Annotated in this window: 23 protein-coding genes and 2 pseudogenes; 17 read left to right on the top strand and 8 right to left on the bottom strand. The window is 66.7% G+C overall.

All coding sequences use genetic code 11. From position 1 onward, the window contains the following. Nucleotides 1-12: 12 nt before the first annotated feature. Nucleotides 13-582: a TetR/AcrR family transcriptional regulator gene (locus ACFQS7_RS25750; protein WP_380070044.1), complete on the bottom strand. Its 570-nt coding sequence runs from the start codon at nucleotides 580-582 to the stop codon at nucleotides 13-15. Between the two features lie 154 nt (nucleotides 583-736). Here ACFQS7_RS25750 and ACFQS7_RS25745 point away from each other — a divergent pair, with 154 nt between their 5' ends. Beyond that, nucleotides 737-2,134, top strand: coding sequence for an MFS transporter (locus ACFQS7_RS25745; RefSeq protein WP_380070004.1), 1,398 nt, complete (start codon nucleotides 737-739; stop codon nucleotides 2,132-2,134). Between the two features lie 110 nt (nucleotides 2,135-2,244). On the opposite strand, the gene ACFQS7_RS25740 is transcribed toward ACFQS7_RS25745, so the two are convergent. Next, a complete protein-coding gene (locus ACFQS7_RS25740) occupies nucleotides 2,245-2,910 on the bottom strand; it encodes a TetR/AcrR family transcriptional regulator (protein WP_380070003.1) in 666 nt (221 codons plus the stop codon). 212 nt (nucleotides 2,911-3,122) lie between these two features. Between ACFQS7_RS25740 and ACFQS7_RS25735 the strand changes: the two genes are divergently transcribed. Both ACFQS7_RS25735 and ACFQS7_RS25730 read left to right on the top strand, forming a co-directional pair. Further along, nucleotides 3,123-4,256 carry an efflux RND transporter periplasmic adaptor subunit gene (locus ACFQS7_RS25735; RefSeq protein ID WP_380070002.1) on the top strand — a complete coding sequence of 378 codons (1,134 nt, stop codon included), beginning with the start codon at nucleotides 3,123-3,125 and terminating at the stop codon, nucleotides 4,254-4,256. Nucleotides 4,257-4,322: 66 nt separating this feature from the next. Then, complete coding sequence (locus tag ACFQS7_RS25730; protein ID WP_380070001.1) at nucleotides 4,323-7,496, top strand: efflux RND transporter permease subunit; 3,174 nt, start codon at nucleotides 4,323-4,325, stop codon at nucleotides 7,494-7,496. Nucleotides 7,497-8,003: 507 nt separating this feature from the next. Here the strand turns inward: ACFQS7_RS25730 and ACFQS7_RS25725 are convergent. Further along, the gene (locus ACFQS7_RS25725) at nucleotides 8,004-9,386 is read right to left on the bottom strand and encodes a PLP-dependent aminotransferase family protein (protein WP_380070000.1); all 1,383 of its coding nucleotides are present in this window, start codon (nucleotides 9,384-9,386) and stop codon (nucleotides 8,004-8,006) included. Between the two features lie 295 nt (nucleotides 9,387-9,681). On the opposite strand from ACFQS7_RS25725, the gene ACFQS7_RS25720 reads away from it, so the two are divergent. From ACFQS7_RS25720 to ACFQS7_RS25660, 13 genes and pseudogenes are all read left to right on the top strand, one after another. Continuing rightward, nucleotides 9,682-11,343 carry an alpha/beta fold hydrolase gene (locus ACFQS7_RS25720; protein WP_380069999.1) on the top strand — a complete coding sequence of 554 codons (1,662 nt, stop codon included), beginning with the start codon at nucleotides 9,682-9,684 and terminating at the stop codon, nucleotides 11,341-11,343. 166 nt (nucleotides 11,344-11,509) lie between these two features. Next, a complete protein-coding gene (locus ACFQS7_RS25715; RefSeq protein ID WP_380069998.1) occupies nucleotides 11,510-12,328 on the top strand; it encodes an alpha/beta fold hydrolase in 819 nt (272 codons plus the stop codon). 65 nt (nucleotides 12,329-12,393) lie between these two features. Beyond that, entirely contained in the window at nucleotides 12,394-13,149 is a 756-nt protein-coding gene (locus tag ACFQS7_RS25710) for an SDR family oxidoreductase (RefSeq protein WP_380069997.1), read from the top strand. 34 nt (nucleotides 13,150-13,183) lie between these two features. Next, nucleotides 13,184-13,687 carry a cytochrome P460 family protein gene (locus ACFQS7_RS25705; RefSeq protein ID WP_380069996.1) on the top strand — a complete coding sequence of 168 codons (504 nt, stop codon included), beginning with the start codon at nucleotides 13,184-13,186 and terminating at the stop codon, nucleotides 13,685-13,687. A 130-nt stretch (nucleotides 13,688-13,817) separates the two neighbouring features. Continuing rightward, nucleotides 13,818-14,789: an MBL fold metallo-hydrolase gene (locus tag ACFQS7_RS25700; protein WP_380069995.1), complete on the top strand. Its 972-nt coding sequence runs from the start codon at nucleotides 13,818-13,820 to the stop codon at nucleotides 14,787-14,789. 106 nt (nucleotides 14,790-14,895) lie between these two features. Continuing rightward, a complete protein-coding gene (locus tag ACFQS7_RS25695) occupies nucleotides 14,896-15,288 on the top strand; it encodes a DUF302 domain-containing protein (protein WP_380069994.1) in 393 nt (130 codons plus the stop codon). Nucleotides 15,289-15,333: 45 nt separating this feature from the next. Beyond that, complete coding sequence (gene soxC / locus ACFQS7_RS25690) at nucleotides 15,334-16,596, top strand: sulfite dehydrogenase (RefSeq protein ID WP_380069993.1); 1,263 nt, start codon at nucleotides 15,334-15,336, stop codon at nucleotides 16,594-16,596. After that, complete coding sequence (locus ACFQS7_RS25685; RefSeq protein WP_380069992.1) at nucleotides 16,583-17,143, top strand: c-type cytochrome; 561 nt, start codon at nucleotides 16,583-16,585, stop codon at nucleotides 17,141-17,143. The genes soxC and ACFQS7_RS25685 overlap by 14 nt, the downstream gene beginning before the upstream one ends. A 221-nt stretch (nucleotides 17,144-17,364) precedes the next feature. Then, complete coding sequence (locus tag ACFQS7_RS25680; RefSeq protein ID WP_380069991.1) at nucleotides 17,365-17,751, top strand: molybdopterin-dependent oxidoreductase; 387 nt, start codon at nucleotides 17,365-17,367, stop codon at nucleotides 17,749-17,751. A gap of 34 nt (nucleotides 17,752-17,785) precedes the next feature. After that, a complete protein-coding gene (locus ACFQS7_RS25675) occupies nucleotides 17,786-18,112 on the top strand; it encodes a hypothetical protein (RefSeq protein WP_380069990.1) in 327 nt (108 codons plus the stop codon). Nucleotides 18,113-18,207: 95 nt separating this feature from the next. Then, nucleotides 18,208-18,456 (top strand): hypothetical protein, encoded by a 249-nt coding sequence (locus tag ACFQS7_RS25670; RefSeq protein ID WP_380070046.1) that lies wholly within the window; start codon nucleotides 18,208-18,210, stop codon nucleotides 18,454-18,456. Continuing rightward, complete coding sequence (locus ACFQS7_RS25665; RefSeq protein WP_380069989.1) at nucleotides 18,435-18,635, top strand: DUF983 domain-containing protein; 201 nt, start codon at nucleotides 18,435-18,437, stop codon at nucleotides 18,633-18,635. The genes ACFQS7_RS25670 and ACFQS7_RS25665 overlap by 22 nt, the downstream gene beginning before the upstream one ends. 587 nt (nucleotides 18,636-19,222) lie before the next feature. Then, nucleotides 19,223-19,819: pseudogene (locus tag ACFQS7_RS25660) on the top strand (recombinase family protein). 336 nt (nucleotides 19,820-20,155) lie between these two features. On the opposite strand, the gene ACFQS7_RS25655 reads toward ACFQS7_RS25660, so the two are convergent. The 3 genes from ACFQS7_RS25655 to ACFQS7_RS25645 form a co-directional block, all read right to left on the bottom strand. Further along, entirely contained in the window at nucleotides 20,156-20,566 is a 411-nt protein-coding gene (locus ACFQS7_RS25655) for a dihydrofolate reductase family protein (RefSeq protein ID WP_380069988.1), read from the bottom strand. Nucleotides 20,567-20,831: 265 nt separating this feature from the next. Then, nucleotides 20,832-21,410, bottom strand: a complete 579-nt coding sequence (locus tag ACFQS7_RS25650; RefSeq protein WP_380069987.1) for a DUF1349 domain-containing protein — start codon at nucleotides 21,408-21,410, stop codon at nucleotides 20,832-20,834. Between the two features lie 367 nt (nucleotides 21,411-21,777). After that, nucleotides 21,778-21,942, bottom strand: coding sequence for a hypothetical protein (locus ACFQS7_RS25645; protein ID WP_380069986.1), 165 nt, complete (start codon nucleotides 21,940-21,942; stop codon nucleotides 21,778-21,780). A 63-nt stretch (nucleotides 21,943-22,005) separates the two neighbouring features. On the opposite strand from ACFQS7_RS25645, the pseudogene ACFQS7_RS25640 reads away from it, so the two are divergent. Continuing rightward, nucleotides 22,006-22,802, top strand: a pseudogene (locus tag ACFQS7_RS25640) (IS5 family transposase); the annotation flags it as partial. A gap of 59 nt (nucleotides 22,803-22,861) precedes the next feature. Here ACFQS7_RS25640 and ACFQS7_RS25635 read toward each other — a convergent pair. Then, nucleotides 22,862-23,059, bottom strand: coding sequence for a hypothetical protein (locus ACFQS7_RS25635; protein ID WP_380070045.1), 198 nt, complete (start codon nucleotides 23,057-23,059; stop codon nucleotides 22,862-22,864). A gap of 189 nt (nucleotides 23,060-23,248) precedes the next feature. Continuing rightward, nucleotides 23,249-24,475: a chromate efflux transporter gene (gene chrA, locus ACFQS7_RS25630; RefSeq protein ID WP_380070043.1), complete on the bottom strand. Its 1,227-nt coding sequence runs from the start codon at nucleotides 24,473-24,475 to the stop codon at nucleotides 23,249-23,251. Nucleotides 24,476-24,493: the final 18 nt, after the last annotated feature.

Genomic DNA, 24,493 nt, shown 5'->3' with positions numbered 1-24,493 from the left:
GTCCGCCTGGGTCTAACGCGACGTTAGCTGGTTCCTGGCCGCCGCCAGGATGCGGTCCGACAGGTCCGGATCGTCGACGGCGCGTGCCAGGGTCAGCGCGCCGATCATCGTCGCTGCGGCAGCCAGGGCAGCGTCCTCGGACGATCGGCGGCCCGGCTTCAGGCCGGCGATCCGTCCAACCATCGCCCGCACGGCGTCCGTGAAGCCGCGCCGGATCGCGGCGCTATGGCGCGGCATCTCGCACCCCAGGGCCGCCACCACGCAGCCATCGCCGCGGCGCTCCCGGTGCTCCGGGGTCAGGTAGCGGGCAACGAAGTCGTCCAGAGTCCGCGCGTCGCTCATGCGTCCCGAACTCGTGCGCGAGGCGTGGCGAAGAGCCTCCTCCGCCAACCGCTCCTTGGAGCCAAACTGGCTGTACAGACTGCCGTGCGTGAGGCCAGCCGCCTCGGCCAGGGCATCGACGCCGACGCCAGAGAGGCCTTGCTCGCGAAACAGGCGGGCGGCCCCGGTGAGGATGCGCTCGCGGTTCTCCGCCGCTTTTTCCCTGGTGACCTTCATGTCCCTGCCTTCGCCGACGCGCATGCCCACGCGTTGACTTCATTAATGACTAGCGCCATTAAAAAGTCAAACATGGCGACCGCCATCGAAAGGGTCGGCAACCCGCGAGGAGATCCGAGATGCCCATTCCCATCATGCCGTACGCGGCCGGGCGATACGCAAGCGCAGGAGCAGCGGCATGAGGACCCCCGCGAGCCCGGGCCAGGTCCTGGCAATTGTCTGCGCCGGAATCGTGCTGGCCAACCTCGACCTGTTCATCGTCAACGTGGCGCTGCCCAACATCGCCAGCGACCTCGGTAATACCAACCTCGGGGACCTTTCCTGGATTCTGAACGGCTATGCGATCGTCTACGCGGCGCTGCTGGCGCTGTGCGGCCGGTTGGCCGAGCGCTATCCGCGAAACCTCAGCTTCCTCGTTGGCATCACCCTCTTCACCGTCGCCTCGGCCGCCTGCGCCCTGGCGAACAGCATCGAATCCCTGGTCGCGTTTCGTCTCCTGCAGGCGGCAGGCGCCGCCTTGCTCACCCCGACGTCCCTGGGCCTCATCCTGGCGACCTTTCCAGCGGAGCGCCGTGGAGGGGCGGTCCGTACCTGGGCCGCTATCGGCGGGTTTGCCGCCGCCCTGGGGCCCCTCGTTGGTGGGCTGCTCGTCACGATCAGCTGGCGTTGGATCTTCCTGGTCAACCTGCCGATCGGCCTCCTCGCGCTCGTCGTGGGTGCGGTCAAGCTCCCGCGCATTCCCGGCCATGCCGCGCCGGTGCCGAGCTACTGGGCGGCCGCGCTGATCACCATCGGCATAAGCGCGCTGACCTTCGGGATCGTGAAGCTGAACGATTGGGGATGGAGCTCGTACGGGGTCTCGCTGAGCTTCGCGGCGGCGGCTGCGACGCTGGCGCTGTTCGTCGCGCACTGCCTGCGCTCCGATACTCCCTTCATCGACCCGGCCCTCTTCCAGATCCGTGACTTCACCCGTGCGACCCTGACGATGGCGCCGTTCTCGACCGCCTTTGGTGGCTTTCTGCTCTCGCTTGTGCTGTGGCAGGAAGGCGTATGGCACTGGCCGGCCGAAAAGATCGGCTTGGCCATCGCGCCCGGCCCCTTCATGGTTCCCGTCACGTCGTTGCTGCTGGCCGGACCGATGATCGCCCGGTTCGGCGCGGCGAGCGTCGCGGCGGTAGGCCTGTCCGTCTTTGCCGCAGGCGTGATTGTGTGGGCGGTGATGGCTGGGCCGCAGGCCGACCTGGCCTTCGCCGTGCTGTGCGTCATCCCGTCGGGGGTCGGTGTCGGGCTGACGCTGCCGACGCTGATGGGCCTGGGAACGTCGGCACTTCCAGCGTCGTCCCTCGCCACGGGGTCGGGCGTGATCAACATGATCCGCCAAATCGGCTTTGCCGTTGGCGTCGCCATCTTCGTGGCCATCGTCTCGTCGTCCACCGGGGCCGAGCCGCCTCTCGCAGCGTTTCGCCTAGCCTGGTGGGTGATGGCCGCCATCACCATGTTGGGCCTGATTCCGCTTGTTCTAATGTCGCAGCGACGGCGCACCATCACCGCGGTGGAACCGCGTCGATCGACCTAGGCCTTGGTTCGGTCGGCCAGCAATCTTGCTTGGACGCTGATGACGGTCCGCCGCCGGTCAGGGCAGAAGACGGGTGGCGACACCGGTCGGCCAGGACATCAGGCTTGCGGTCACGACGTAGTCTGATCCCGCGCTGATGAGAGCGCTGGCGCGGGCGTTGCACTACCAAAAGCTGATTGACCTAGGGCGCTTGGAGCGCGCGGCAGGCCGAGCCGGAACACCGCCTCTGCCGATTGCCGCAACACCTCGCCGGCCCGAGCCGAACCGAGATATGGAAGCGAGGCCCAGGCGCCATCAAACAGCAGCGCGAGCGCGTCGCCCACCGCCTCCGGCTCGGCCGCCCCGGCCTCCGCCGCGAGCTGCGTCAACCCGGTCCGCATCCGCGCCTTGTGCTTGGCGACAAGCTGGTGGGTTGGGTGCGCCGGATCGGGGAATTCCGCTTGGGCCAACAGCAGCGGGCAGCCGCGGTAATCCGGGTCGGACAGCTTCGTCGCCACCGCCTCGACCAACGCCCGCAGCTTAGCAATGGCATCAGGCAGGCCGCCGGTGACCGCCTCAAACCAGACGTCATAGACTGCGGCGTCCTCGCAGAGAATGGCAGCGACCAGCGCGTCCTTGCTGGGATAGCTCCGGTAGAGGCTCATTTTGGTGGCCTCGGCCACCCGGCAGACCTCCTCGACGCCAGTGGCGCGAATGCCGTGCCGGTAGAATAGGTCTTTGGCAGCGGCTTGGATGCGTTCGGCGGCCTTCGGGCGATCGGCCGGGGCGCTGGACATGGTGGCGTAGGCTCCTTCACGCCGTCGTAAGAGATATGCGGCGCGGCAAAGATTCCACTTGATGGTACTGACCGGTCACTTACCTTAGAGACGAACCGGTCGGTATCATTCGGCCCTGGAGAATGGTCATGTCCCCCACCCCGCACAAGGCCAGAGCGGCCGAACCCCGCGGAAATCTCAGCAGAGGTCTCTGGACGGACTGGCTGAGTCGGATGCTGCCCGGGGCTGCCGCCGTGGCCCTCGCAGCCGGCACCACCTTTGCCGCGCCGGCTGCCGCCCAGGCCCCCGCCGCCCCGCCGGTTACCGTTGCCGCCCCCCTCGCCCGTTCCGTTGCCCAATGGGATGAGCATACCGGTCGCATTGAGGCGTCCGCCCGGGTCGAAATCCGCCCCCGGGTCTCCGGCCAAGTGACGCAGGTACATTTCGAGGACGGCGCTCTGGTGCGCACCGGCGACCTGCTCTTCACTCTCGACCAGCGCCCCTTCCAGATCGCCGTCGAGACCGCTCGCGCCGAGGTCGCCCGCGCCGAGGCTCGGCTGACCCTCGCCGAGCAACAGGTCCAGCGCTACACGCCCCTGGTCGCCCAGCGCTTCGCCCCGGAATCCGAGATGGACACGCGGCGTAGCAGCCTGCGCGAGGCCCAGGCCGGCCTCGCCGGGGCCCGCGCCGCACTGCGCCAGGCGGAGCTGGACCTAGAGTTCTCGGAAATCCGGGCCCCCCGCCCCGGCCGGGTCAGCGACCGCCGCGTCGATGCTGGCAACCTGGTGCAGCAGGGCATTACCCTGCTGACCACGCTTGTCGCGCTCGACCCGGTCTATGTCATCTTCGATGCCAGTGAGGCGCACTATCTGCGCTATGCCCGCGCCGCCCGCGGTGGCAGTCGTCCAGCCGGCAGCGAGGCCGGCGCCGCGGTGCAGCTGCGGCTGCTGGACGAAACGGAGTTCAGCCATAATGGCCGGCTGAACTTTGTCGACAACGCCTTCGATGCCCGCTCCGGCACCATCCGCGGCCGCGCCGTGGTGGCCAACCCAGATCTCTTCCTCACCCCCGGCAGTTTTGCTCGCCTGCGCCTCTTTGCTGGCGATACCGAGGCGCTGATGGTGCCGGATGCGGCGGTGATCGCCGACCAGTCCGGCCGCGCCGTGCTGACGGTTGGGCCGGACGGCACCGTGGCGCCGCGCAGTGTCCAGCTCGGCCCGCTGGTCGATGGGTTGCGCGTGGTCCGCTCCGGCCTCGGGCCGGAGGAGCGGGTGATCATCGGCGGGCTGCATCGCGCCCGCCCGGGCAGCCGAGTGACGGCGGAGCAGGGCCGCATCGGCCCGAGCCCGCTCGCCGCCGCCAAGTAACGCCAGGCCTGACCCTACTGCACCGCCAGGGGACCGAGTTCCGCTCCCCATTAGGACCCCCCTGCCATGCGCCTCGCCCGCTTCTTCATCGACCGCCCAGTCTTCGCTGCGGTCATCTCCATCGCCATCACCCTAGTCGGCGCCATCGCCGCCCTCAGGCTCCCGATCGCCGAGTATCCGGACATCGCACCGCCGAGCGTGCAGGTCACCGCGCTCTTTCCCGGCGCCTCGGCGGAGACGATCGCCTCCACCGTCGCCGGCCCGATCGAGCAGGAAATCAATGGCGTCGACGGGATGCTCTACGTCTCGTCCCAGTCTACGGGCGACGGGCGCCTCACCATCAGCGTCGTCTTCCGCCAGGGGGTGGACGTCGATCAGGCGCAGGTGCTGGTGCAGAACCGCGTTGCCATCGCCGAGCCGCGGCTTCCCGAGGACGTGCGCCGCCTGGGCGTGACCGTGAAGAAAGCCTCGCCGGACTTCCTCATGGTGGTCCATATGCTCTCGCCCGACGGCAGCCGCAGCCCCGAATTCGTGTCGAACTATGCGACGCTGAACATCAAGGACCGCCTTGCGCGGCTCGATGGCGTCGGCGATGCGCAGGTCTTTGGTGCCCGCGATTACGCCATGCGCGTCTGGCTGGATCCGGATCGCGTCGCGGCCCGCGGCATGTCGGCTGGCGATGTTGTCGCGGCCCTCCAGCGCGCGAACGTCCAGGTCGCGGCAGGCGCAATCGGCCAGGCGCCGCGCGCCAACAGCGCCGGCGCCTTCGAGATCGCGCTGCAGACGCAGGGCCGGCTTGCCTCGCCCGAGCAGTTTGACGAGCAGGTGATGGGCACCGGCGCGAACGGCGCGCCCATCCGGCTGCGCGACCTCGCGCGCACCGAGATCGGCGCAAGCGACTACACCATCAACGCGCTGCTGGATAATCGCGTGGCGGTCGGCATCGGTGTCTTCCAGCGGCCCGGCACCAATGCGCTCGCCACCGCAGCGGCCATCCGCGCCACGATGGACGAGGCCGCGCGCTCCTTCCCGAGCGGCATTACCTACGACATCGTCTACGATCCGACCCGCTTCATTGCGCAAAGCATGGAAGCGGTGCTGCACACCTTCATCGAAGCGATCGTGCTGGTCGTGCTCGTGGTGGTCATTTTCCTGCAGAATTGGCGCGCCGCGGTGATCCCGTTGCTGGCCATCCCGGTCTCTATCATCGGCACCTTCGCCATTCTGCTGGCGTTGGGCTTCACGCTGAACTCGCTCACCATGTTCGGCCTGATCCTGGCCATTGGCATTGTGGTCGATGATGCGATCGTCGTGGTGGAGAACGCCGAGCGCCACATGGCGGCCGGGCTTTCGGCGCTGGAAGCCGCGCGAAAAACCATGGACGAGGTAGGCTTCGCGCTCATCGCCATCGCGCTGGTGCTGGTCGCGGTCTTCGTGCCGACGGCCTTCATCAGCGGCATCTCGGGTGCCTTCTACAGGCAGTTCGCGGTGACCATCTCGGTCGCCACACTGCTTTCGGCGACTGTCTCACTCACCCTCTCGCCGGCCCTGGCCGCGCTGCTGCTCAAGCCGCATGGACATGGCAGGCCGAACCGGCTCTTCCTGCCGATCACGTTGTTCTTCCGTGGCTTTAACAAAGCCTTCGACAAGCTCTCCCTTGGCTATGGCGGGCTGACGCGGAAGCTGGTGCGGCTGCCGGTAATCCTACTCATCCTCTACGCCGGCCTGCTGGGCGCCACGGGGCGTCAGGTGCTGGTGACGCCGACGGGTCTGATCCCGCAGTTGGATCGAGGCTATCTCATCGCCGCCTTCCAACTGCCGCCGGGCTCCAGCCTCAGCCGCACGGACGAGGTGATCCGGCGCGCCTCGGACGTCATCGCGCAAGTACCGGGCGTCGCCAACTCCATCGCATTCGTTGGCCTGGATGGCGCCACCTTCACCAATGCGCCGAACACTGGCGTGGTCTTCGCGGGGCTGAACTCCTTCGAGGAGCGCGCGCAGCTGGGCGTCACGGCCAATACGATCCTGGCCGATATTCAGAAGCGTGTAGGGGGCGAGGACGCGGCGATGGTGCTGGTGATCCCGCCTCCGCCTGTGCCGGGCATCGGCACGGGCGGAGGCTTCAAGCTCATGATCCAGGACCGCGCCGGCCGCGGCCCGCAGGAACTCGAGCGCGTAACCCAGCAGGTGCTTGCCGCAGCGAATAGAGCGCCAGGCATCGCCTTCGCCTTTAGCCTCTTCAACACCGCGACCCCGCAGATCCGGGCGGACATCGACCGGCCACGTGCCGAGATGATCGGCTTGCCAATCTCGCGGGTGCATGAGGCGATGGGCATCTACATGGGCTCGGCCTTCGTGAACGATTTCAACCTACTGGGTCGCACTTGGCGCGTGACGGCGCAGGCCGACCAGCAGCACCGTACTTCCATCGAGGACATTGCGGCGCTGCGGGCGCGGACCGACGCGGGCGCGATGGTGCCGCTGGGCAGCGTTGCAACTTTCCAAGAAACGGCCGGCCCTTACCGCGTACCGCGCTACAACCTCTTCCCCGCGGCAGAGGTGCAGGGCGTAGCCATTCCGGGTGTCTCCACGGGCCAGGCCATCGCGGCCATGGAGCAGGTGATGCGTACGGCGCTGCCCGAGGGCTTCGGGTACGAATGGACCGAGATCGCGCTGCAGGAGACGACACAGGGCAACACCGCTCCGATCGCCTTCGGTCTTGCGGTGGTCTTCGTCTTCCTGGTGCTGGCGGCCATGTACGAAAGCTGGCTGCTGCCGCTGGCGGTGGTACTGATCGCGCCGATGTCGGTGCTGGCGGCACTGCTCGGCGTGCAGCATGCTGGGCTCGACAACAACGTGCTGGTGCAGGTCGGGCTGGTGGTGCTGGTCGGGCTGGCGGCAAAGAATGCCATTCTCATTGTCGAATTCGCCCGCGCCGCCGAGCATGACGGCGCGACGCGATGGGAGGCTGCGGCGGCGGCGGCGCGTACACGGCTGCGGCCGATCCTGATGACAAGCCTCGCCTTCATCCTCGGCGTCCTGCCCCTGACCGTGGCAACCGGCGCCGGCGCGGAGATGCGTCAGAGCCTCGGCGTAGCGGTGTTCTACGGCATGCTGGGGGTGACGCTGTTCGGCCTGCTGTTCACCCCGGTCTTCTACGTGGTGGCAAGGCGGTTGGGGGCACGGGGCCAGCCGGCCGCCGCCCCGACGAAAGGGGCGGCGACGGCACCACAGGCTTGATGAGGGCAACTCGTTGCTAATGAGGACTGCCAAGGGATCGCTGCGCTGCCTGGCAGTCCTAGCGGCGGCGTTGATAGGCCGCATGGCCCTGAGCGTTTTATCAGCATTTGCGCCATAGCTGACGACACAGGGGATAGCTGAGTTGCCGCTACGTTACAGTCCTGTCCGGCGCGTCGACCGGTAGGCGGTCGAAGCGCTGAGTAAGACGCCGGCGCTCAGCCCGAAGATCGCGCTGTTTCAATGTTATAAGGCTTGAGGGTCAAATCGGGCCACCGTCAAGGTTTGGAGACTCTCCGGCATTTTGGAGAGAAAACCCGCCCTCGTTCCGAACTTGCACTATCAAGGCCGCGGCCGAAAAACGCAGGAAACCTAAGCCTCAGCGCGGTAGCCTGCTCGGGAGAAACAAGTTGTGAGGAAACCGACTGGAGCGGCGGTGGGAACTGGAATACAAAATTCCTAGGCTTCGGCCCTCCGGGGGTAAGTACCTTCCCCCCTTTGCTCGAAGCGCTAAAGAAAACTCGAGGAGCGGGCAGGGGACTCGGACAGGGCGTGCGCAGCGAATTCCAGGGCTGTCCGGACCACGGAGCGTTGAGCCGGTCCACCAAGGCAGATACGGACCGCCTCCGGAGCCGTGCCCTGGGTCCCGAACACGTCGCTCGCAACGACGCCAAGGCCGCAGGAGGCCATGTGACCCACAAAGGCGGACCGGCTCCAGAGAGGCGGCAATGCCAGCCAGGCATGGAAGGCCGCCGGGTCGGTCGTGACCAGATCGGGCGGCAAGATTGCCGCGACGAGAGCCTGACGTTCGCGCGCCTCTGCGCGGATCGCTGCAAGGAGCGCGTCCGCGGTCCCGTCCTTGATCCATCGCGTTGCGAGCGTCGCCGTGATCGGCGAGACCATGACATTCGCGGCTCGCACGGCGGATGCGAAGTTCCAGCCCGAACGCGCATCGGGCACCAGGACATAGGCAACGCGCAATCCGGCCCCGAGGCATTTGGACAATGTGGCGACATGCCAGGTGATGTCAGGTGCGATCGATGCAAAGGCCAGCGGCGGCGTGTCGGAGAGCAGGCTGTAGGGGTCGTCCTCGATGACTGGGACGCGGTTCCTTCGCGCGATGCCTGCGATCTCCTGGCGGCGCCCGATCGGCATCGTCCGGGTCGTCGGATTGCATAGGGTGGGATTGAGGTAGAGCGCCTTCGGCCGATGAAGCCGGCAGGCCTCGTCGAAAGCCGCTGGCAGTATCCCGTGCTCGTCGGTCGCGATCCCGACCAGATCCAGCCCAAGCTGCTCGGCGATCGCCTTCATGCCGGGATAGGTCAGTGGCTCGGCCAGAATCACGCCGCGCTCCCTTTCCACCAGGACCGTGGTGGCAGCCAGCAAGGCCGCATGGGCGCCGGGGACGACCGCGACGCGGTCCAGCCCCGCCGCGACGCCGCGCCGCCCCAGCCACTCGATGGCCGCCTGCTTGTCCGCTTCCGTCCCACCGAACCGCTGGTAACGCAGCACGCGAACCAGCTCGGCAGGCGGCAGTTCCATGTCGGCGCCAAGCCTGGTCCAGAGTGCCATGTCGGCCGGCTCCGGCGGCATATTCATGGAGAAATCGACGATCTCGCCACGTGTGCTGGGGCCTCTCGCGGATACCGGCGTCCCGATCACGAAGGTGCCCTCGCCGACGCGCGACTCGATCAGGCCCCGCCGCTGCGCTTCCGCATACCCGCGCGCCACTGTCGTGAAATCGAGGCCGAGCAGCCGGGCCAACTGCCGCTGCGCCGGCAGACGCTGGGCCGGCAGAAGCCGCCCTTCCGCTAGATCACCTTGAATCGCCTCCGCAATGGCGATGTATCGAGGCTTCGCGCCGCTGGTCAGGCTTGGCACCCAGTCGCTCATAACTTGCTTCCAATCACCGCCAGCCGATTACGCTTGCATTGACTGCATTCACATGAGGCATTTAGCACAGCCGGCATGCAGGGAGAAGCCCATCGTCGGAGTGGGAAAGTCGTCATCGACTGGCTGAATCGGGCCATGTCTCCCTGTCGGGCGGTGACACTTCACGAAACAGTTGGAGCATGCCCGCCTTACATCCATAACTTGACCGACTGGATTGGCGGGCCCACGATGACTGCATTCACTGCGTGGTGCCATCCTGCTGGTTCTCGGGATGCCGCCGACTCGGAGAGGTGTCATGGGGCAGGCGAAATGGCCGGATACGGTCGCTCAGCACCAAGTACAGGATGTTACTTCGTTCCGCTTCGGCGCCTTCCATATCCACCTGTCCGAGCGATGGCTGTTCCGTGACGGAGACCCAGTGCCTCTCGGGGGTCGGGCCTTCGACATCCTGGCCTTCCTCGTGCAGAGGGCCGGCCAGGTCGTCCGCCACGACGAGCTGGTCGCCAATGTCTGGCCGGGCATAAGGGTCAGCCCGGGCACGCTCCGCGTGCATCTGGCGGCGGTCCGCAAGGCACTGGGCTGCAGGCCGAAACGCTCCCGATACATTGTCAACATCCCGGGCCGAGGCTATAGTTTCGTAGCCCCCGTCCTGCCCGCCTTCGGCACGACCCGCTGGTCGGACGACGCGCAGGGTCATCCCACCCCGCGGGCTGCCATGGGCGCCCTCCTCAAGCCATCCGCGGGGCCGGCCATTGAATGGCTCCGTCACCATCCCGCCGGTCTCGACCCAATGGGCCCGGACATCGCTGAGCATCTCTTAGCAACTCTCAACACCCTCGCCCCTCCGGTCTACGGCACAGTTGCGACGCGTCGGGACCTCGAGGACGAGCCCGGTGAGAAGCGCGTCAACGGGACAGCCACCATCAACGGGTCGCCTTTCCCTTTTGACGCGCGCGGCACGACACAGGCGGAGGATCCGCAATTGGTTCGCAGGAAGCTCGCGATCGCTGCCGCCGTCACGCTACTGACCTGTGTCGCCGGGCTCGGCAGCGCGCCGGCGCGCGCCGAGACGGCGCCGCAGGCGACCGCGCAGGTGACCTATTACAGGACGGCGACCATCGACGGCGTGCAACTGTTCTACCGCGAAGCTGGCCCATCCGAAGGTCCGGTCGTGCTTCTGCTGCACGGCTTCCCGACCTCGTCGCACATGTTCCGCAACCTGATACCCGTCCTGTCGGGCCGCTACCGCGTCATCGCGCCGGACTATCCGGGCTTCGGTCAGAGCGCGGCGCCGGACCACAAGCAATTCACCTATACCTTTGCGCGCTATGCGTCCTTGATGGACGGCCTGCTCCGGCATCTCGGGGCCTCGCGCTACGCCATGTACGTCATGGATTACGGGGCGCCGGTTGGCTATCGGTTGGCGCTGCTGCACCCCGACCGGGTCACAGCCCTGATCATCCAGAACGGCAATGCCTATACGGAGGGGCTTGGGGCTTTCTGGGATCCGATCAAGGCGTATTGGGCCGACGGTTCGCATGCGCACCGGCGCGCGCTCGAATTTCTCGTGGCGCCGGAGACCACGAAGTTTCAGTACACCGACGGCGTCGCGGATGTCGCGCGTATCAGCCCCGACAATTGGGTGCACGATCAGGCGCTGCTCGACCGCGCCGGCAACCGCGACATTCAGCTCGACCTGTTCCGCGATTACGGCAGCAACCTGCCGCTCTATCCGCAATTCCAGGCGTTCTTCCGTCAATATCAGCCGCCCACGTTGATCGTCTGGGGCAAGAACGACAAGATCTTCCCGGCGACCGGTGCCAGCCCCTACTTGCGCGACCTGCCCAAGGCAGAGCTGCATCTGCTCGATACTGGGCATTTTGCGCTTGAGGACAAGCTCGACGTCATGGCGCCGATGATCCGCCAGTTCCTAGACCGCTCGATCGCGCCGCGTTGAGGCGTTCGCCGGTGATCTGGAAACCTGCCCTCGGTGCCGACCGCAACGCGAGTTCGGGCGCCACCACAAGGGCGCGTCGCTCGCGGCCACGGACACCGCATCGCTCGGGGTGAGCGCGCCATTGGACGCACCAAGGATTTCTCTCTGCACGAAGGACGGCGCAGGCATGAACACCATCACCACTGCCGACGGCACATCGATCTACTTCAAGGATTGGGGGTCCGGCCAGCCCATTGTCTTCAGTCACGGCTGGCCGCTCAGCGCCGACGCCTTCGAGGACCAGATGTTCTTCCTCGCGTCCAGGGGCTACCGTTGCATCGCCCATGACCGACGCGGACATGGCCGGTCGAGCCAGCCGTGGCAGGGCAACGATCTCGATACCTATGCCGATGACCTCGCCGCCCTGGTGCAGGCGCTCGACCTACGTGACGCGGTGCACGTCGGCCATTCGACCGGCGGCGGCGAGGTGGCCCGCTACATCGGTCGCCACGGCACGGGCCGCGTCGCCAAGGCCGTACTGATCGGCGCCATCCCGCCGCTGATGCTGAAGACCGCAGCAAACCCCATCGGCACGCCGATTGAGGTCTTCGACCAGCTGCGTGCCGCCGTTCAAGCGGATCGTTCGAAGTTCTGGAAGGAGCTCAGCCTTCCCTTCTATGGCTACAACCGCCCGGATGCTCAGATCTCGGAAGGCGTGCGGGAGGATTTCTGGCGCCAGAGCATGATGGCCGGCTTTCCGGCCTCCTACTTCTGCATCAAGGCATTCTCCGAGACCGACCTCACCGATGATCTCGGCCGGTTCGATGTTCCGACCCTTGTCCTGCATGGCAGTGACGATCAGATCGTCCCGATCGGTCCATCGGCGATGCTGTCGTCGAAGCTCATCAGGAGTGCCACGCTCAAGGTGTATGACGGCGCGCCGCACGGCATGTGCACGACATTGAAGGACCGCGTCAACGCCGAGCTGCTCGCCTTCCTGGCCTAGCTATCCGCTGCCATTCGCCGCCACGCGGGGCCGCCTCAAGACGTACTTGTTCGGGAGCAGAAGCGATGCCTGGCATGCTTGAAGGGAAGATCGCTGTCGTCACGGGCGGGTCGACCGGCATCGGTCTGGCCACCGTACGGTGCTTCGCCGCCGAAGGCGCCAGGGTCTTCGTCACCGGGCGCCGCGCGGCCGAACTCGCCAAAGCCGCTGCCGAGATCGGGCCGAAGGCCACCGGGATCCAGGCCAACTCATCCAACCTGACCGATCTCGATCACTTCTACGATCGGGTCAGGACTGAAGCCGGACACATCGACGTGCTGTTCGCCAATGCCGGTGGCGGTTCGATGCTTCCCCTCGGCGCGATCACCGAGGAACAGTACGAGGACACCTTCAATCGCAACGTGAAGGGCACGCTCTTCACGGTGCAGAAGGCGCTGCCGCTGCTCGCCGATGGCGCGTCGGTCATCCTCACCGGCTCGACCGCCGCATCTAGTGGCACGCCCGCCTTCAGCGTCTACGCCGCATCGAAGGCCGCGATACGCGCCTTCGCCCGCAACTGGATCCTCGACCTGCAAGGCCGCGGCATCCGCATCAACGTGCTCAGCCCCGGCCCCACGCGAACACCTGGCTTGGTCGGCCTGGCGGGACCCGAGGCCGCGCGGCAGCAGGGCCTGCTGGACCACATGGCCACACAGGTGCCGCTGGGCCGGGTCGGAGAGCCTGACGAAGTCGCCAAGGCCGCGCTGTTTCTTGCTTCCGACCAGGCCAGCTTCGTCACCGGCTCAGAGCTCTTCGTCGACGGCGGCGCGGCCCAGGTATGAGTGCGAAGTTGCAGCATGGGTCGGATAGCGACGCATGACGCGAAGACCCAAGAGATGCGTCGCGGCAGCGGCGCTCGCCTTTATCCTCACCGTCGCGCCATCCAGGTTGGGGCGCACGGAAGGACAGGGTTCGCCGCTATTCGGCGTCACCATTCCCACCGGCTACCGCCAATGGGAGCTGATCGCCCCGTCCCATGAAGCCGGATTCGACGAGCTGCGGGTCATCCTTGGAAACGACGTAGCGATGAGGGCCTATCGCGACGCGACCCTGCCCTTCCCGGATGGCACCATCCTGGTGAAGTTGGCGTGGAAGCACGTGCCGTTAGCCGAAATTGCCGGCGCCTTCGTTCCCGGGCGCGCCACCACGGTTCAGATCATGGTCAAGGACTCGAGGCGGTACGTCGCGACAGGTGGCTGGGGCTTCGGCCGGTTCATCAATGGCGAGCCGGCGGACGAGGCGCAGCATCAGACATGCTTCGCCTGCCATGAAGCCAATGCCCGCGCGCATGACTACGTCTTCACCCGATTCGCGCCCTGAAACCCACCGAGGCGGAGCGCGAATCCGATTGCGGTCGCAACCACGCCCGCCGTTCTGATCATTCCGTGCCTGCCTAAGTTGGTCCGACAGACCGAGACGACAGATCCCGATCCACCGGCAGGAGATGTCAATGAGCACCAAGCCTCGTCACCACCCCTCGCGCCGCGGCTTCTGCCTCTGCTGTCTTGCGGCACCTGCCTTGGCGGCGACCGGTGTCTGGCTTACACCCCGACAGGCCTATGCCGAAGCGCTGGGCATCGTCGAGCTGATCAGGTCGGAAGCGGCGAAGGCGCCGATCGCCACCCATCGGCTGCGCGGCGGCGTCACAGTGCTAGAAGGGTCGGGCGGCAACATCGCGGTCCTCACCAGCGCGGATGGGAAGCTGTTGGTGGATGCCGGGATCAGCGTCTCGCAGCGGCAGGTCAGTGCCGCGCTGGCCGAGCTTGGCCCACAACCCGTGACGCATGTCATCAATACCCATTGGCATTTCGACCACGCCAATGGCAACGAATGGCTGAGCTCTTTGTCACCTCAGATCATCGCGCATGAAAACACGCGCAAGCACCTGTCGACGATGCAGCGTGTGGAGGACTGGAACTACGACTTTTCGCCGCTATCTGCCGCAGCCCTGCCGACCGAGTTGTTTTCGAAGGAACGCACCGTGGCGATGAGGGGCAGCACGATCGCGCTGAGCTATTATGGCGCTGCCCACACCGATAGCGACATTGCGGCACGTTTCGTCGAGGCCGACATCCTGCACACCGGGGACACCTATTGGAACGGCGTCTATCCCTTCATCGACTATTCGACCGGTGGCAGTATTGACGGATCGATCCGCGCGGCCGAGGCGAACCTGGCGGTGACGACTGACAGGACGATTATCGTTCCGGGACACGGCCAGCCCGTCAGCAATCGCGCCGAGCTGCAGGCCTTCCGCGACATGCTGGTCGGCATCCGTGGCAATGTCGCCGCGCTGAAGCGGCAAGGCCTGTCGGTCGCGGAGATCGTCGCGGCCAGGCCGACCGCGGACTGGGACGCCAAGTGGGGCGGCTTCGTCATCGACCCTGCCTTCTTCACCCGACTGGTGGCGCAGGGCGTCTGACATGCCTCGATCACCATCCATACGAGGCGGGGCGTTGCTCGCAGCGGTCTGCGGCGCCGTGCTCGCCGCGGCATCGACGATGACAGCGCTGGCGAAGGAGGCTGGGATGACGGACATCAAGCGGCTGGAGAGCGCCTACCCCTTTGCGGAAACCGTCCAGACGCTGCGTGCGGCCCTGGAGGGCAAGGGTTTCTCCATCTTCGCGGCGATCGACCAGCGCGAGGCCGCCAGGTCGGTTGGCCTCGACATGCCGCCGACCACGCTCCTCGTCTACGGCAATCCGAAGGGAGGCACGCCGCTGATGCTCGCCGCGCCGGATTTCAGCATTGAGTTGCCGCTGAAGCTGCTGGTGCGGGAGGAGGCGGGCGGCAAGGTCTTCGTTGTCTATATGCCCGCGGCGGCGCTTGAGGGTCGGCACGGTCTGCCGGTCGGCCTTGCTGCGAGGCTCGGGGCTGCCGAGCCGCTCATCGCCGCTGCGGTCGGCGCGGCCTCGAACTGAACGGCGCGCCCGGTCCCTTCGGCGTTGAATCGAGGAACCAGCCTCATGACAGCAAGCTCGATGGATTTAGGGCACGCGCAGGACCGCCACGGTCTGCCGCGCCGCCGCATCCTGGGGGGGGTGGCGGGCGCCGCGGTCGCTGCGCCGGCGGCCGCGGATACCCTGGCCGACGTGCCGCCGCGCGGGCCCGGCGCGCCGCTTTCGGCGACCAGCGAGCGTTCCGCATACGTGCACCTCGCGCGGATCCCGGAATCCACGCCCGGCCGCCGGTCGGTCGACCCGAGCGAGGCGATCAACGCGAAGACGCCGCTCGACAAGCTCGTCGGCACCATCACCCCGGCCGACCTGCATTACGAACGCAGCCATGCCGGCGTGCCCGACATCGATCCCGCCCGGCATCGGCTGCTGGTCCATGGCATGGTGAAGCGCGGCCTTGTCCTCACCATGGACGACATCCTCGCCATGCCCTCGACCTCGCGCGTTGCCTTCCTGGAATGCACCGGCAATGGCTGGGAGAACTGGAAGACTGCGCCCCCGGACGTGACGGTGCAGAACACCCATGGGCTGGTCAGCACCAGCGAGTGGACCGGCGTGCCGCTCGCCTTCCTCATCGACCTTGTCGGCGTCGATCCGGCCTCGACCTGGATGCTTGCGGAAGGTGGCGACGGCTCGGCGGTCGCCCGCAGCATCCCGCTGACCGACGAGATCATCGCCGAGGGCATGCTGGCCCACGGCCAGAACGGCGAGCCGCTGCGGCCCGCGCATGGCTTTCCGCTGCGGCTCTTGCTGCCGGGCTTCGAGGGCAACCTGAACATCAAATGGCTGCGGCGGCTGAAGTTCGGCGACCGGCCCTTCATGACGCGATGGGAGACCGCCCGCTACACCCAGCTCCAGGCCGATGGCTCGGCGCGGCAATTCCAGCTGCGGCAGGAGGTGAACTCGGTGATCACCTCCCCCTCCGGCATGATGCAGATCCGTCCCGGCCATACCCGCATCACCGGCCTCGCCTGGAGCGGTTACGGCCGCATCACCCGGATCGAGATCAGCACCGATGGCGCCCGGAGCTGGCGCGATGCCGCGATCGCTGGGCCGGCCTTGCCCAAGGCGCAGACCCGCTTCCAGGCGGACTGGGTTTGGGATGGCCGCCCGACGAAGATCGTCAGTCGCGCCACCGACGAGCGTGGCAACCTGCAGCCCGACCGGGCGAGCTTCATCGCCAGGACCGGAACGAATGCCCTGTTCCACTACAATGCCCAGCAGACCTGGGCGATCGATGCCGAGGGAAAGCTGCGCAATGTCCTGGCCTAGCTCCGCCGCGCTCGGCCTCGCCGCCGCGCTTGCCTGCACGCTCGCCGCCACCGCGGCGGAGTTCGGCCGCCCTGCCAGCCCCGAGGAGATCAGGCTCTGGGACATCGATGTCCGGCCGGACGGCAGGGGCTTGCCGGAGGGCCGCGGCAGCGTGGCGCGTGGCAGTCAGGTCTTCGAGGAGAACTGCGCCGCCTGCCATGGCGAGAGCGGCCAGGGCGGCATCGCCGATCGTCTTGCCGGCGGCAATGGCAGCCTGGCCTCGGACCATCCTGTCAAGACGGTCGGAAGCTTCTGGCCCTATGCCACGACGCTGTTCGATTACGTGCGCCGCGCCATGCCCTATCCGGCGCCGCAAACGCTCAGCGACGACGACACCTATGCCGTGGTCGCCTATCTCCTGAACCTCAACGGCATCGTGCCGGCCGACGCAACCCTTGACCGCGCCAGCCTGCCCGCGATCCGCATGCCAAACCGCGACGGCTTCGTCCCGGACCGGGAGTTCATCACCATCCACAACTCTCGGCAGTCGTCCGCAAGCAAGCCGTGACGAATGGTCTTCCTACCCGATGCCGTACCGCAGGGCCATATCTCGTCCCGATCTGCTCACGCCGGAACCTGCCGAAACCGCAGCACGACCATTGATTTTCAGACAATGCAGCATCCACAGGTGAGATTAGGAATGCACATGGTCAGCATCAGCAGGCGCGCCGTCGTACAGGGAGCGATGGCCTCCGGCTTTGCCGCACCGGCATTGCCCGTGCCCAATCGGTGACGCTGCCTTTCGGCAACGGCAAACGGCCGCTGGTCGACTACCAGCAGAAGCGACCGCTGATCCGCCTGACCTCCCGTCCGCCGCAACTCGAAACACCCTTCGCGGTCTTCGGCGAAGGTCTGATCACGCCGAACGAGGCGTTCTTCGTGCGCTACCATCTCTCGGGCAATACCCCGCCGCAGGATCTCGACCCCGAGACTTATCGGCTGGCCGTGAAGGGCGCGGTTCGGACGCCATTATCACTGTCGCTGGCGGAGTTGAAGGCAATGCCGGCGACCGAGATCGTCGCGGTGAATCAGTGTTCCGGCAACAGCCGCGGCTTCTCCGAGCCGCGCGTCGCCGGCGGCCAGGCGGCGCATGGGTTGATGGGCAATGCCCGCTAGCAGGGCGTTGCCTTGAAGGCCGTGTGACAGCGGCGTGAGGACGATCGACATGCGCGCTCTCATGATGGCCACGATCCTGGTCGCCGGACTGGCCATGCCCGCCTCTGCGAAGCCAATTCAGTATGAGCTGCCAGAGGAAACGGCGGAATTCGCGCCAAGCCCGGGACTCGATGTCATTCGGGCCAACTGCGTGGCCTGTCATTCGGCAGACTACATCTCGACCCAGCCGCGCAATCTCTGTGATCCCGGCGCCTTCTGGACAACCGAAGTGAACAAGATGCGCCACAGTTATGGCGCGCCTGTGGAAGAGGAGGACGTGCAGGCGGTCGTCGCCTATCTCGTTGCCACCTACGGACGGTAAAGGTCCCTGCTGGATAGACGAAGGCACCGTAGCGCTACAGCAGCAACAGGACCACCGGGCATGGATGGACTGGCATTAATAGGGATGCTGCCACGATGACAGCTTCCACGCTTGAGGGCACCGCGACACCCAGCGACGCACAAATTGCCAAACGGTCGGCGCCGAACCTTTGGCTCGGGCTGCGTCGCGGCGCCTATCGGGCATGCCCGGCTTGCGGCGAAGGCAAGCTGTTCTGCGGCTATCTGACGATGATCCCGACCTGCTCGGTATGTGCCAACGATAACAAGCAATATCCCCCGACGATTTCGCACCGTACGTTACCATGTTCTTGGTATTGCATCTGATGGTGCCGATCTTGCTCGCTGCCGATCGAGTCTGGGATCTGGCATTGGGGCTCGAACCAGCGATTGCACTTCCCATTTTTGCGATCGCAACGCTTGTACTATTGCCCTTTGCCAAGGGTACCGTGATCGGCTTTGCATGGTCGCGCGGGGTCACCCGTAAGCCCGTGAGTTTCTCGTAGTCTGTTTGACCGGCCTTCGATTGGGCGGGCCTGCGCCAAGTCGCCCAGCGTGGACGGCGGCCTTGCGGACCAGCGGAGTTACCTGTGCAGACGCGGATCGCTGGTCGGACGCGCCGTGAGGCGACCGCGCTCGCCAAATTCCTGCTGAAGCGGCAGGTGTTTAGTCGACGCAGTGCTGTTCTGCGCGCTTCACTTTGGCCTGTGACAGAGCGAATAGTCTCAAACGCCGCGTGGTAGACGTCTGCGCGTTGCCCTGACGGGTTCCACGGCGGGACTCGGGCTCGTAGCACCCGGCTTCTCGGGTGCTGCACCAGGAGCCCCGACATAGCACTCTCAGACACCGCTCGCCGCGTCCTCGCCGAGGCCACCCGGCACTCACTGCGGTTGGCCGCGCCGCCCGACAAACTGCCGACCGCCGCTGCCGACGCAGCGCAGGAGCCCGGTAGCGCGTCGCTGGCGCCGCCTACGCCCCCGGACGCGCGGTAACACCCACCGGCCGTCGAGGCCGCCGAGCGGGTTCGCTAGGTCGGCCCCGGTAAGGTGGGCGCGAAAGGCCGCTACACCATCTACCGCCTGACCGAGGCGGGATGGTGCGGCCGGCGCTGCACCACAGCGCCGCTAAGCTGGCGGTGGGGCTCTACCGGGCCTCCACTACCGAGCAGGGGCATAGCGGCCTTGGGCTGGAGGCGCAGCAGGCCAGCGTCCGGGCCTTCGTCGCGGCGCAGGGTTGGGCGCTGGTGGCCGAGCACTCGGATATCGCCAGCGGCAAAGACGACCGCCGGCCTGGCTTCCTGGCAGCGCTGGCCCGCTGCCTGCAGCTCGGGGCGGTGCTGGCGGCGGCGCGGCTCGACCAGATCACCCGTCGTGCCCACACCCTCTTCGTGGTGCTGTAGGAGGGCTATGCGATCCGGGCGGTCGACATGCTCGGCGCCGACGATCTGATGATACGCATCTATGCCACGATAGCGCAGAAGGAGCGGGAGCTGATCAGCGAGCGGACCAGGGCCGCGCTGCGGGCCGCCAGGGCCCGTGGGGCGGTACAGGGCGGCGACAGGGGCTACGGTCCACCGGAGGGTCCCAGCGCCGCGGCAGCGGCTCAGGCGCGGCGTGTGGCGGCGGAACGGGCCGCCCATCGATTGGCCCTGGAAGTGGAGCGGCTGCGGGCCGAGGGTGTCACCGGCTAGGCGGCGATTGCCCGGGCGTTGACTGAGCGCGAGGTGCCGACGCCGAGAGACTCGGGTACCTGGACGCATACAACCGTCGCCCGGGCGCTGGCACGGGCCGCAGTCTGAAGGCTTGGAGTTGGGCCGCCGAGAGGGGCTGGAAGCGGACGGTCCCGATCCCACCCCTTTTCCGCACGCCCACAGTGCGGGTAGCCGGCCGAGGTCCATCGTGCGAAAGGACTGGCGCTTGGGTGCGCCTGTTCCCATCCATGAAACCCGACGCCCAGAGCCGACTGGTCATGATCGGCGCTTCCGCGATGTGCAGGCCCGGGGTCGTGGGAGCGACCTCGCGCGAGATCAGCCTTCGCGCCGGTAGTGCATGGCGACCGCGCCATTGCGTAGCGGCTTCACCGAAACCAGCTCGAGCCGTCGCGTACCGGGCAGCCCGCCCTGGTACAGGGTCGGGCCGTGGCTAGCGATTCTTGGATGCACCAGGACCTTGCACTCATCGATCAGATCCAGCCGGTCCAGCTCGACCGCGCGTTTGCCGCTACCAAGGAACACGCCCGCCGGTGTCGTTTCCTTGAGCCTCTGCACGTCCATGCGCAGGCCGCCAGCGATGTGATGGCTGTTTGTCCATGGGAAGTCCGTCCGTGTCGACGACACCACGTATTTCGGCTTTGCGTCCAGCTTGACCGCCCACTCGCGTATCGCCGGCGGCGCCGCCACGTCGCCACGAGCGACCGCTGGCCAGTAGCTCTCCATCATCTCGTAGGTGATGCGGCCCCAATAGCGTCGCTCCGCCCTCGTCCATGAAGCGAGTGAAGAACGCGTGCGTCTCGTCATCGGCGATTCCTTCCCGGTGGTCGACGCAGCCGTCCAGGGTGGCGTTGATGCTGAAGGTTATTAGTCCCATGCGGCGAGCCTGTGCCATTCGCTGGAAAAGACGCAGGGGCGTTGCTCGCGGTTGATGTTTAACTTCCGCTATGGGTCGAACTTTGCTGTCCAGAGCTCCCCTTGACCACAGACCTGATCAGGTCAGGTCGTGCAGTGCCTTCCCTGTCGGCGAGGTTAGCGCAAAGTCACTGAACAAGACCTTCAGGCCCGCTCGCTCCGGCGTGCAGCACGTCGGCCCCACGATATACCGTTCAGCGGCTGGGAAGGGGCAGAGCCGCACCAGCGGCCAGCGCAAGCCGTCACTGGAAGCCTGCAGGCGTAGCACACCGCGCTCGACGGTGACCCTGATCCAGACATCTGACGGATCACCGCGGAAGGGTCCCGTGGCCCAGTCGGAACGCCCAAGGGTCAGCACGCTACCCAGCAGCGCCTCGCCGTCCGACAACTCGATCCCGGCCTTGACCCAAGTCTCGGCGTCGACCCGCACCATGAGGCCGGCCTGGTCGTAGAGGCTTTCATAACGCGCCCGAACCCGAAGCGTCGCGGTGAACCCGCCCTCCACTTGGTGGCCGAAGAAATGTCCGGTGTCTCGAGTGAAGCCGTAATGCGTCTCTCGCCAGAAATCCGTCGCACGGTCCGTCACGACGGTAACGTGGTCCGCCCCCATCCTCCACTCGGCAGGCTCGTTCAGCCAGCGGCATTGCTCGAACATCATCGTTCCACCCCTGCTCCAGGTCACGTCAGAATGTTCCAAAGGTCAACCATGAAGAGGTTACTCGGCTCACCCCTGCGATCCCGAGCCGCCGCCAGGTGTCGACCTCAGGCTCATTCGGTCTTCGCCAGCACCACCCACCCAACGAAGGGCGGCTCGCTGCAATCGGCGCACCACAGCTCGCGGCACACCCCGATCAGGTGCAGTCGGGCATCGCGCCCAACCAGCGAAATCAGCGTCCGGCGTTGGAAGGTCCGGACCCTGCAGTGCAGGGCAGCCGCAGTGCCTGATCCCTGGCCAGGTGATCGACGGTGAAGGTAAAGGCCGGGTCCATGCCCGCCATGAGGGCCGCCATGCCGCTAAACCACCGCTAACGGCCTGCCGGGGCTGAGCGACGACGCATGAAGACGAGCCCATTCGCCGTCAGCTGCCGCACGAACTGGTCGGCAGCCAATTGGGAAGCATACTCGATACCGGTCCGCCGGGCCTTGTCGCGCTCGTCGAAGCGCATCGCATAGGCCAGCGCGTCTGCCACCTCAGTGGGGTCCACCGTCCCTTAGAACACATAACAAAATGCGCCTTTCTGCGTTGCTGCGGGATGGCGAAGCCCCTCGTCTCTGATGATCTCTGGGCGGCGATCGCGCCGTTGCTGCCGTCGGAGCGGCCCCAGCCGAAAGGCGGGCGGAAGCCGGTTCCGGACCGACTGGCGCTGACCGGGATCCTGTTCGTGCTGATGAGTGGGATCCCCTGGGAAATGCTGCCGGCGGAGATGGGCTGCGGGTCTGGCATGACCTGCTGGCGGCGGCTGCGGGACTGGCAGGCGGCGGGCGTCTGGTCCCGCCTGCATCTTGTACTGCTCGAGCACCTGCACGGCGCCGACAAGCTGGACTGGACGAGGGCCTCGCTGGACAGCGCGTCTGTCCCGGCAAAAAGGGGGGCGCAGCGACCGGCCCGAACCCGACGGACCGCGGCAAGCCTGGTACAAAGCGGCATATTGTGGTCGACGGCCACGGCACACCGCTCAGCCCGGCCAACCGCAACGACAGCAAGATGCTGGCCACCACCCTGGACGCCATCCCACCGGTCCGGCGTCACCGCAAACCGGGCGGCAGGCCGCGTCGACGCCCCAGCAAGCTGCACGCCGACAAGAGCTACGACCATCGCTTCTGCCGCGACGAGTGCCGGCGCCGCGGCATTGCCCCACGCATCGCCCGCCGCGGCGTCGAGGACAGCAGCAGACTTGGGCGGCACCGCTGGAAGGTCGAGCGGACGCTCGTCTGGTTGGCCCGCTTCCGGCGCCTCACCATCCGCTGCGAACGACGCGAGGACATCCACCTCGCCTTCAACACCCTCGCCGCCAGCATCATCTGCCTGAAGCAGATCAGACGGTTGTGTTGGACACTCTTAGGCGTGAAACCAACCGGCGTGGGCTGTTCCGCTGGCCCCTTCTCAATTTACCCCGCGTCGCGCAGCAGCGGCTCCAACGCCGGGCCGCCGCCGTCGAGCACCGCGGCGGGCACACTAAAATGCTGCAGGATGAACCAGGCGCGCGCCGCCTCGGTGATGCGGCCATCATCAAGCACCACCACGGGTGATGCCCCGTCCACGCCCATCGCACCGATCGCCGCCGCCCAATGGGCCTGGTTGGTCAAATGCCCTTCCGCGGTCTTCGCTGCCTGTTCCCAAGCCTCGATCGGCAGACGCGGGCGCCGGTGGCGTGCGACTCGACAAATGCGTCAAGCGGACGCGCGTCGAACAGTATCAACGCGGCACGGTTGGCGAGCAGGGTCTCGACGAAAAGGACGTGATCGCCAGGATCGGACAGCATCGGAAACCACATCTCAAAGCGTGTGAGGCAGCACGCCAGCCGACGCAGTGGTGGTAACTACTGCCCAAGCCGGCGCCTTCCACAGGACCAGCGCGGCAAAGGCAGCCAGCGCGATGGCAAAATCCACCGGTGCCTTCACGCTGGAGGTGAAGATGGGATCGAAAAGCGCCGCGAGCAGGATCCCGACCACTGCCGCATTCACGCCGCGCAGCATCGCCTGTGCCAGCGGCCGCTTCCGGAAGCCGTCCCAGAAGGGCAGCATGCCGTACATCAGAAGCAGCCCGGGCAAGAAGATCGCGACCAGCGCGATCATCGAGCCCAGCACACCATTTGGGAACGGCAAGGCAGCGGCGCCGAGGAAGGCCGCGAAGGTAAAGAGCGGCCCGGGCACGGCCTGCGCCACACCGTAACCGGCGAGGAAGGTATCGGCACTCATCCAGGCCGGGACAAAGCTCTCTTCCAGCAGCGGCAGCACGACGTGGCCGCCGCCGAACACCAATGCGCCGGCGCGGTAGGAGGCCTCGAACAGGGCAAGCGCGTGCGGCCCGCCGACGGCGACCAACGGCAAGCCGATCAACAGCAGCACCGCGACCACCAGGGCGGTCACGCCGGCCCAGGCCGGTACCGTGAAGCCGAGCGTCGAGTCATTGGCTGCGCCGCCGTTGCGTAGCAGCGCCAAACCGACCGCGGCACCCACCAGGATCACGCCGATCTGGGTCCAGGCGCTTGGCAGCAGCATCAGCGCGATCGTACCTGCCACCGCGAGCGTCGCGCGCGTGCGATCCGGGCAGAGGCTGCCCGCCATCCCCCAGACAGCCTGCGCGACGACCGCCACGGCCACCAGCTTCAGCCCGTGCACCACGCCAGCGCCGGTGCCACCCGCCGCGAGGTCCACCCCATAGGCCGCGAGCAGCATTACCAGCGCGGACGGCATGGTAAAGCCGAGCCATGCCGCGAGGCCGCCCGGCAGGCCACCCCGCATCACGCCGATGGCGAAGCCGGTCTGGCTGCTGGCCGGGCCAGGCATAAACTGCGCCAGCGCCACCAGGTCGGCATAGGATTGCTCCGTCATCCACTTGCGACGGGTGACGAATTCCTCTCGCAGGTACCCGATATGCGCGATCGGCCCACCGAAGGAGGTCAGGCCGAGCCGCAGGAAGATCAGCAGGATCGAAACAAGGCCATCGCGAGGCGGAGCCGCTAGGTCAGCGGACGGCGCGCCAGGGTGCGGCACAGGCATGTCGGTCACTGGCGGGTC

It is taken from the genome of Dankookia sp. GCM10030260 (assembly GCF_042666655.1).
Taxonomy (GTDB): Bacteria; Pseudomonadota; Alphaproteobacteria; order Acetobacterales; family Acetobacteraceae; genus Paracraurococcus.
The sequence above is the reverse complement of the archived record's forward strand: the minus strand, read 5'-3'. Positions and strand labels throughout refer to the sequence as shown.

Bases quoted from the DNA above. Each gene is read 5' to 3' on its own strand.
- ACFQS7_RS25670 (WP_380070046.1), top strand. From the start codon at position 18,208: ATGACAGCTTCCACGCTTGAGGGCACCGCGACACCCAGCGACGCACAA.
- ACFQS7_RS25655 (WP_380069988.1), bottom strand. From the start codon at position 20,566: ATGATGGAGAGCTACTGGCCAGCGGTCGCTCGTGGCGACGTGGCGGCG.
- ACFQS7_RS25725 (WP_380070000.1), bottom strand. From the start codon at position 9,386: ATGAGCGACTGGGTGCCAAGCCTGACCAGCGGCGCGAAGCCTCGATAC.
- ACFQS7_RS25750 (WP_380070044.1), bottom strand. From the start codon at position 582: ATGCGCGTCGGCGAAGGCAGGGACATGAAGGTCACCAGGGAAAAAGCG.
- ACFQS7_RS25745 (WP_380070004.1), top strand. From the start codon at position 737: ATGAGGACCCCCGCGAGCCCGGGCCAGGTCCTGGCAATTGTCTGCGCC.
- ACFQS7_RS25715 (WP_380069998.1), top strand. From the start codon at position 11,510: ATGAACACCATCACCACTGCCGACGGCACATCGATCTACTTCAAGGAT.
- ACFQS7_RS25740 (WP_380070003.1), bottom strand. From the start codon at position 2,910: ATGTCCAGCGCCCCGGCCGATCGCCCGAAGGCCGCCGAACGCATCCAA.
- ACFQS7_RS25710 (WP_380069997.1), top strand. From the start codon at position 12,394: ATGCCTGGCATGCTTGAAGGGAAGATCGCTGTCGTCACGGGCGGGTCG.
- ACFQS7_RS25695 (WP_380069994.1), top strand. From the start codon at position 14,896: ATGACGGACATCAAGCGGCTGGAGAGCGCCTACCCCTTTGCGGAAACC.
- ACFQS7_RS25735 (WP_380070002.1), top strand. From the start codon at position 3,123: ATGCTGCCCGGGGCTGCCGCCGTGGCCCTCGCAGCCGGCACCACCTTT.
- ACFQS7_RS25650 (WP_380069987.1), bottom strand. From the start codon at position 21,410: ATGATGTTCGAGCAATGCCGCTGGCTGAACGAGCCTGCCGAGTGGAGG.
- soxC (WP_380069993.1), top strand. From the start codon at position 15,334: ATGACAGCAAGCTCGATGGATTTAGGGCACGCGCAGGACCGCCACGGT.
- ACFQS7_RS25665 (WP_380069989.1), top strand. From the start codon at position 18,435: ATGTTCTTGGTATTGCATCTGATGGTGCCGATCTTGCTCGCTGCCGAT.
- chrA (WP_380070043.1), bottom strand. From the start codon at position 24,475: ATGCCTGTGCCGCACCCTGGCGCGCCGTCCGCTGACCTAGCGGCTCCG.
- ACFQS7_RS25700 (WP_380069995.1), top strand. From the start codon at position 13,818: ATGAGCACCAAGCCTCGTCACCACCCCTCGCGCCGCGGCTTCTGCCTC.
- ACFQS7_RS25685 (WP_380069992.1), top strand. From the start codon at position 16,583: ATGTCCTGGCCTAGCTCCGCCGCGCTCGGCCTCGCCGCCGCGCTTGCC.
- ACFQS7_RS25705 (WP_380069996.1), top strand. From the start codon at position 13,184: ATGACGCGAAGACCCAAGAGATGCGTCGCGGCAGCGGCGCTCGCCTTT.
- ACFQS7_RS25730 (WP_380070001.1), top strand. From the start codon at position 4,323: ATGCGCCTCGCCCGCTTCTTCATCGACCGCCCAGTCTTCGCTGCGGTC.
- ACFQS7_RS25720 (WP_380069999.1), top strand. From the start codon at position 9,682: ATGGGGCAGGCGAAATGGCCGGATACGGTCGCTCAGCACCAAGTACAG.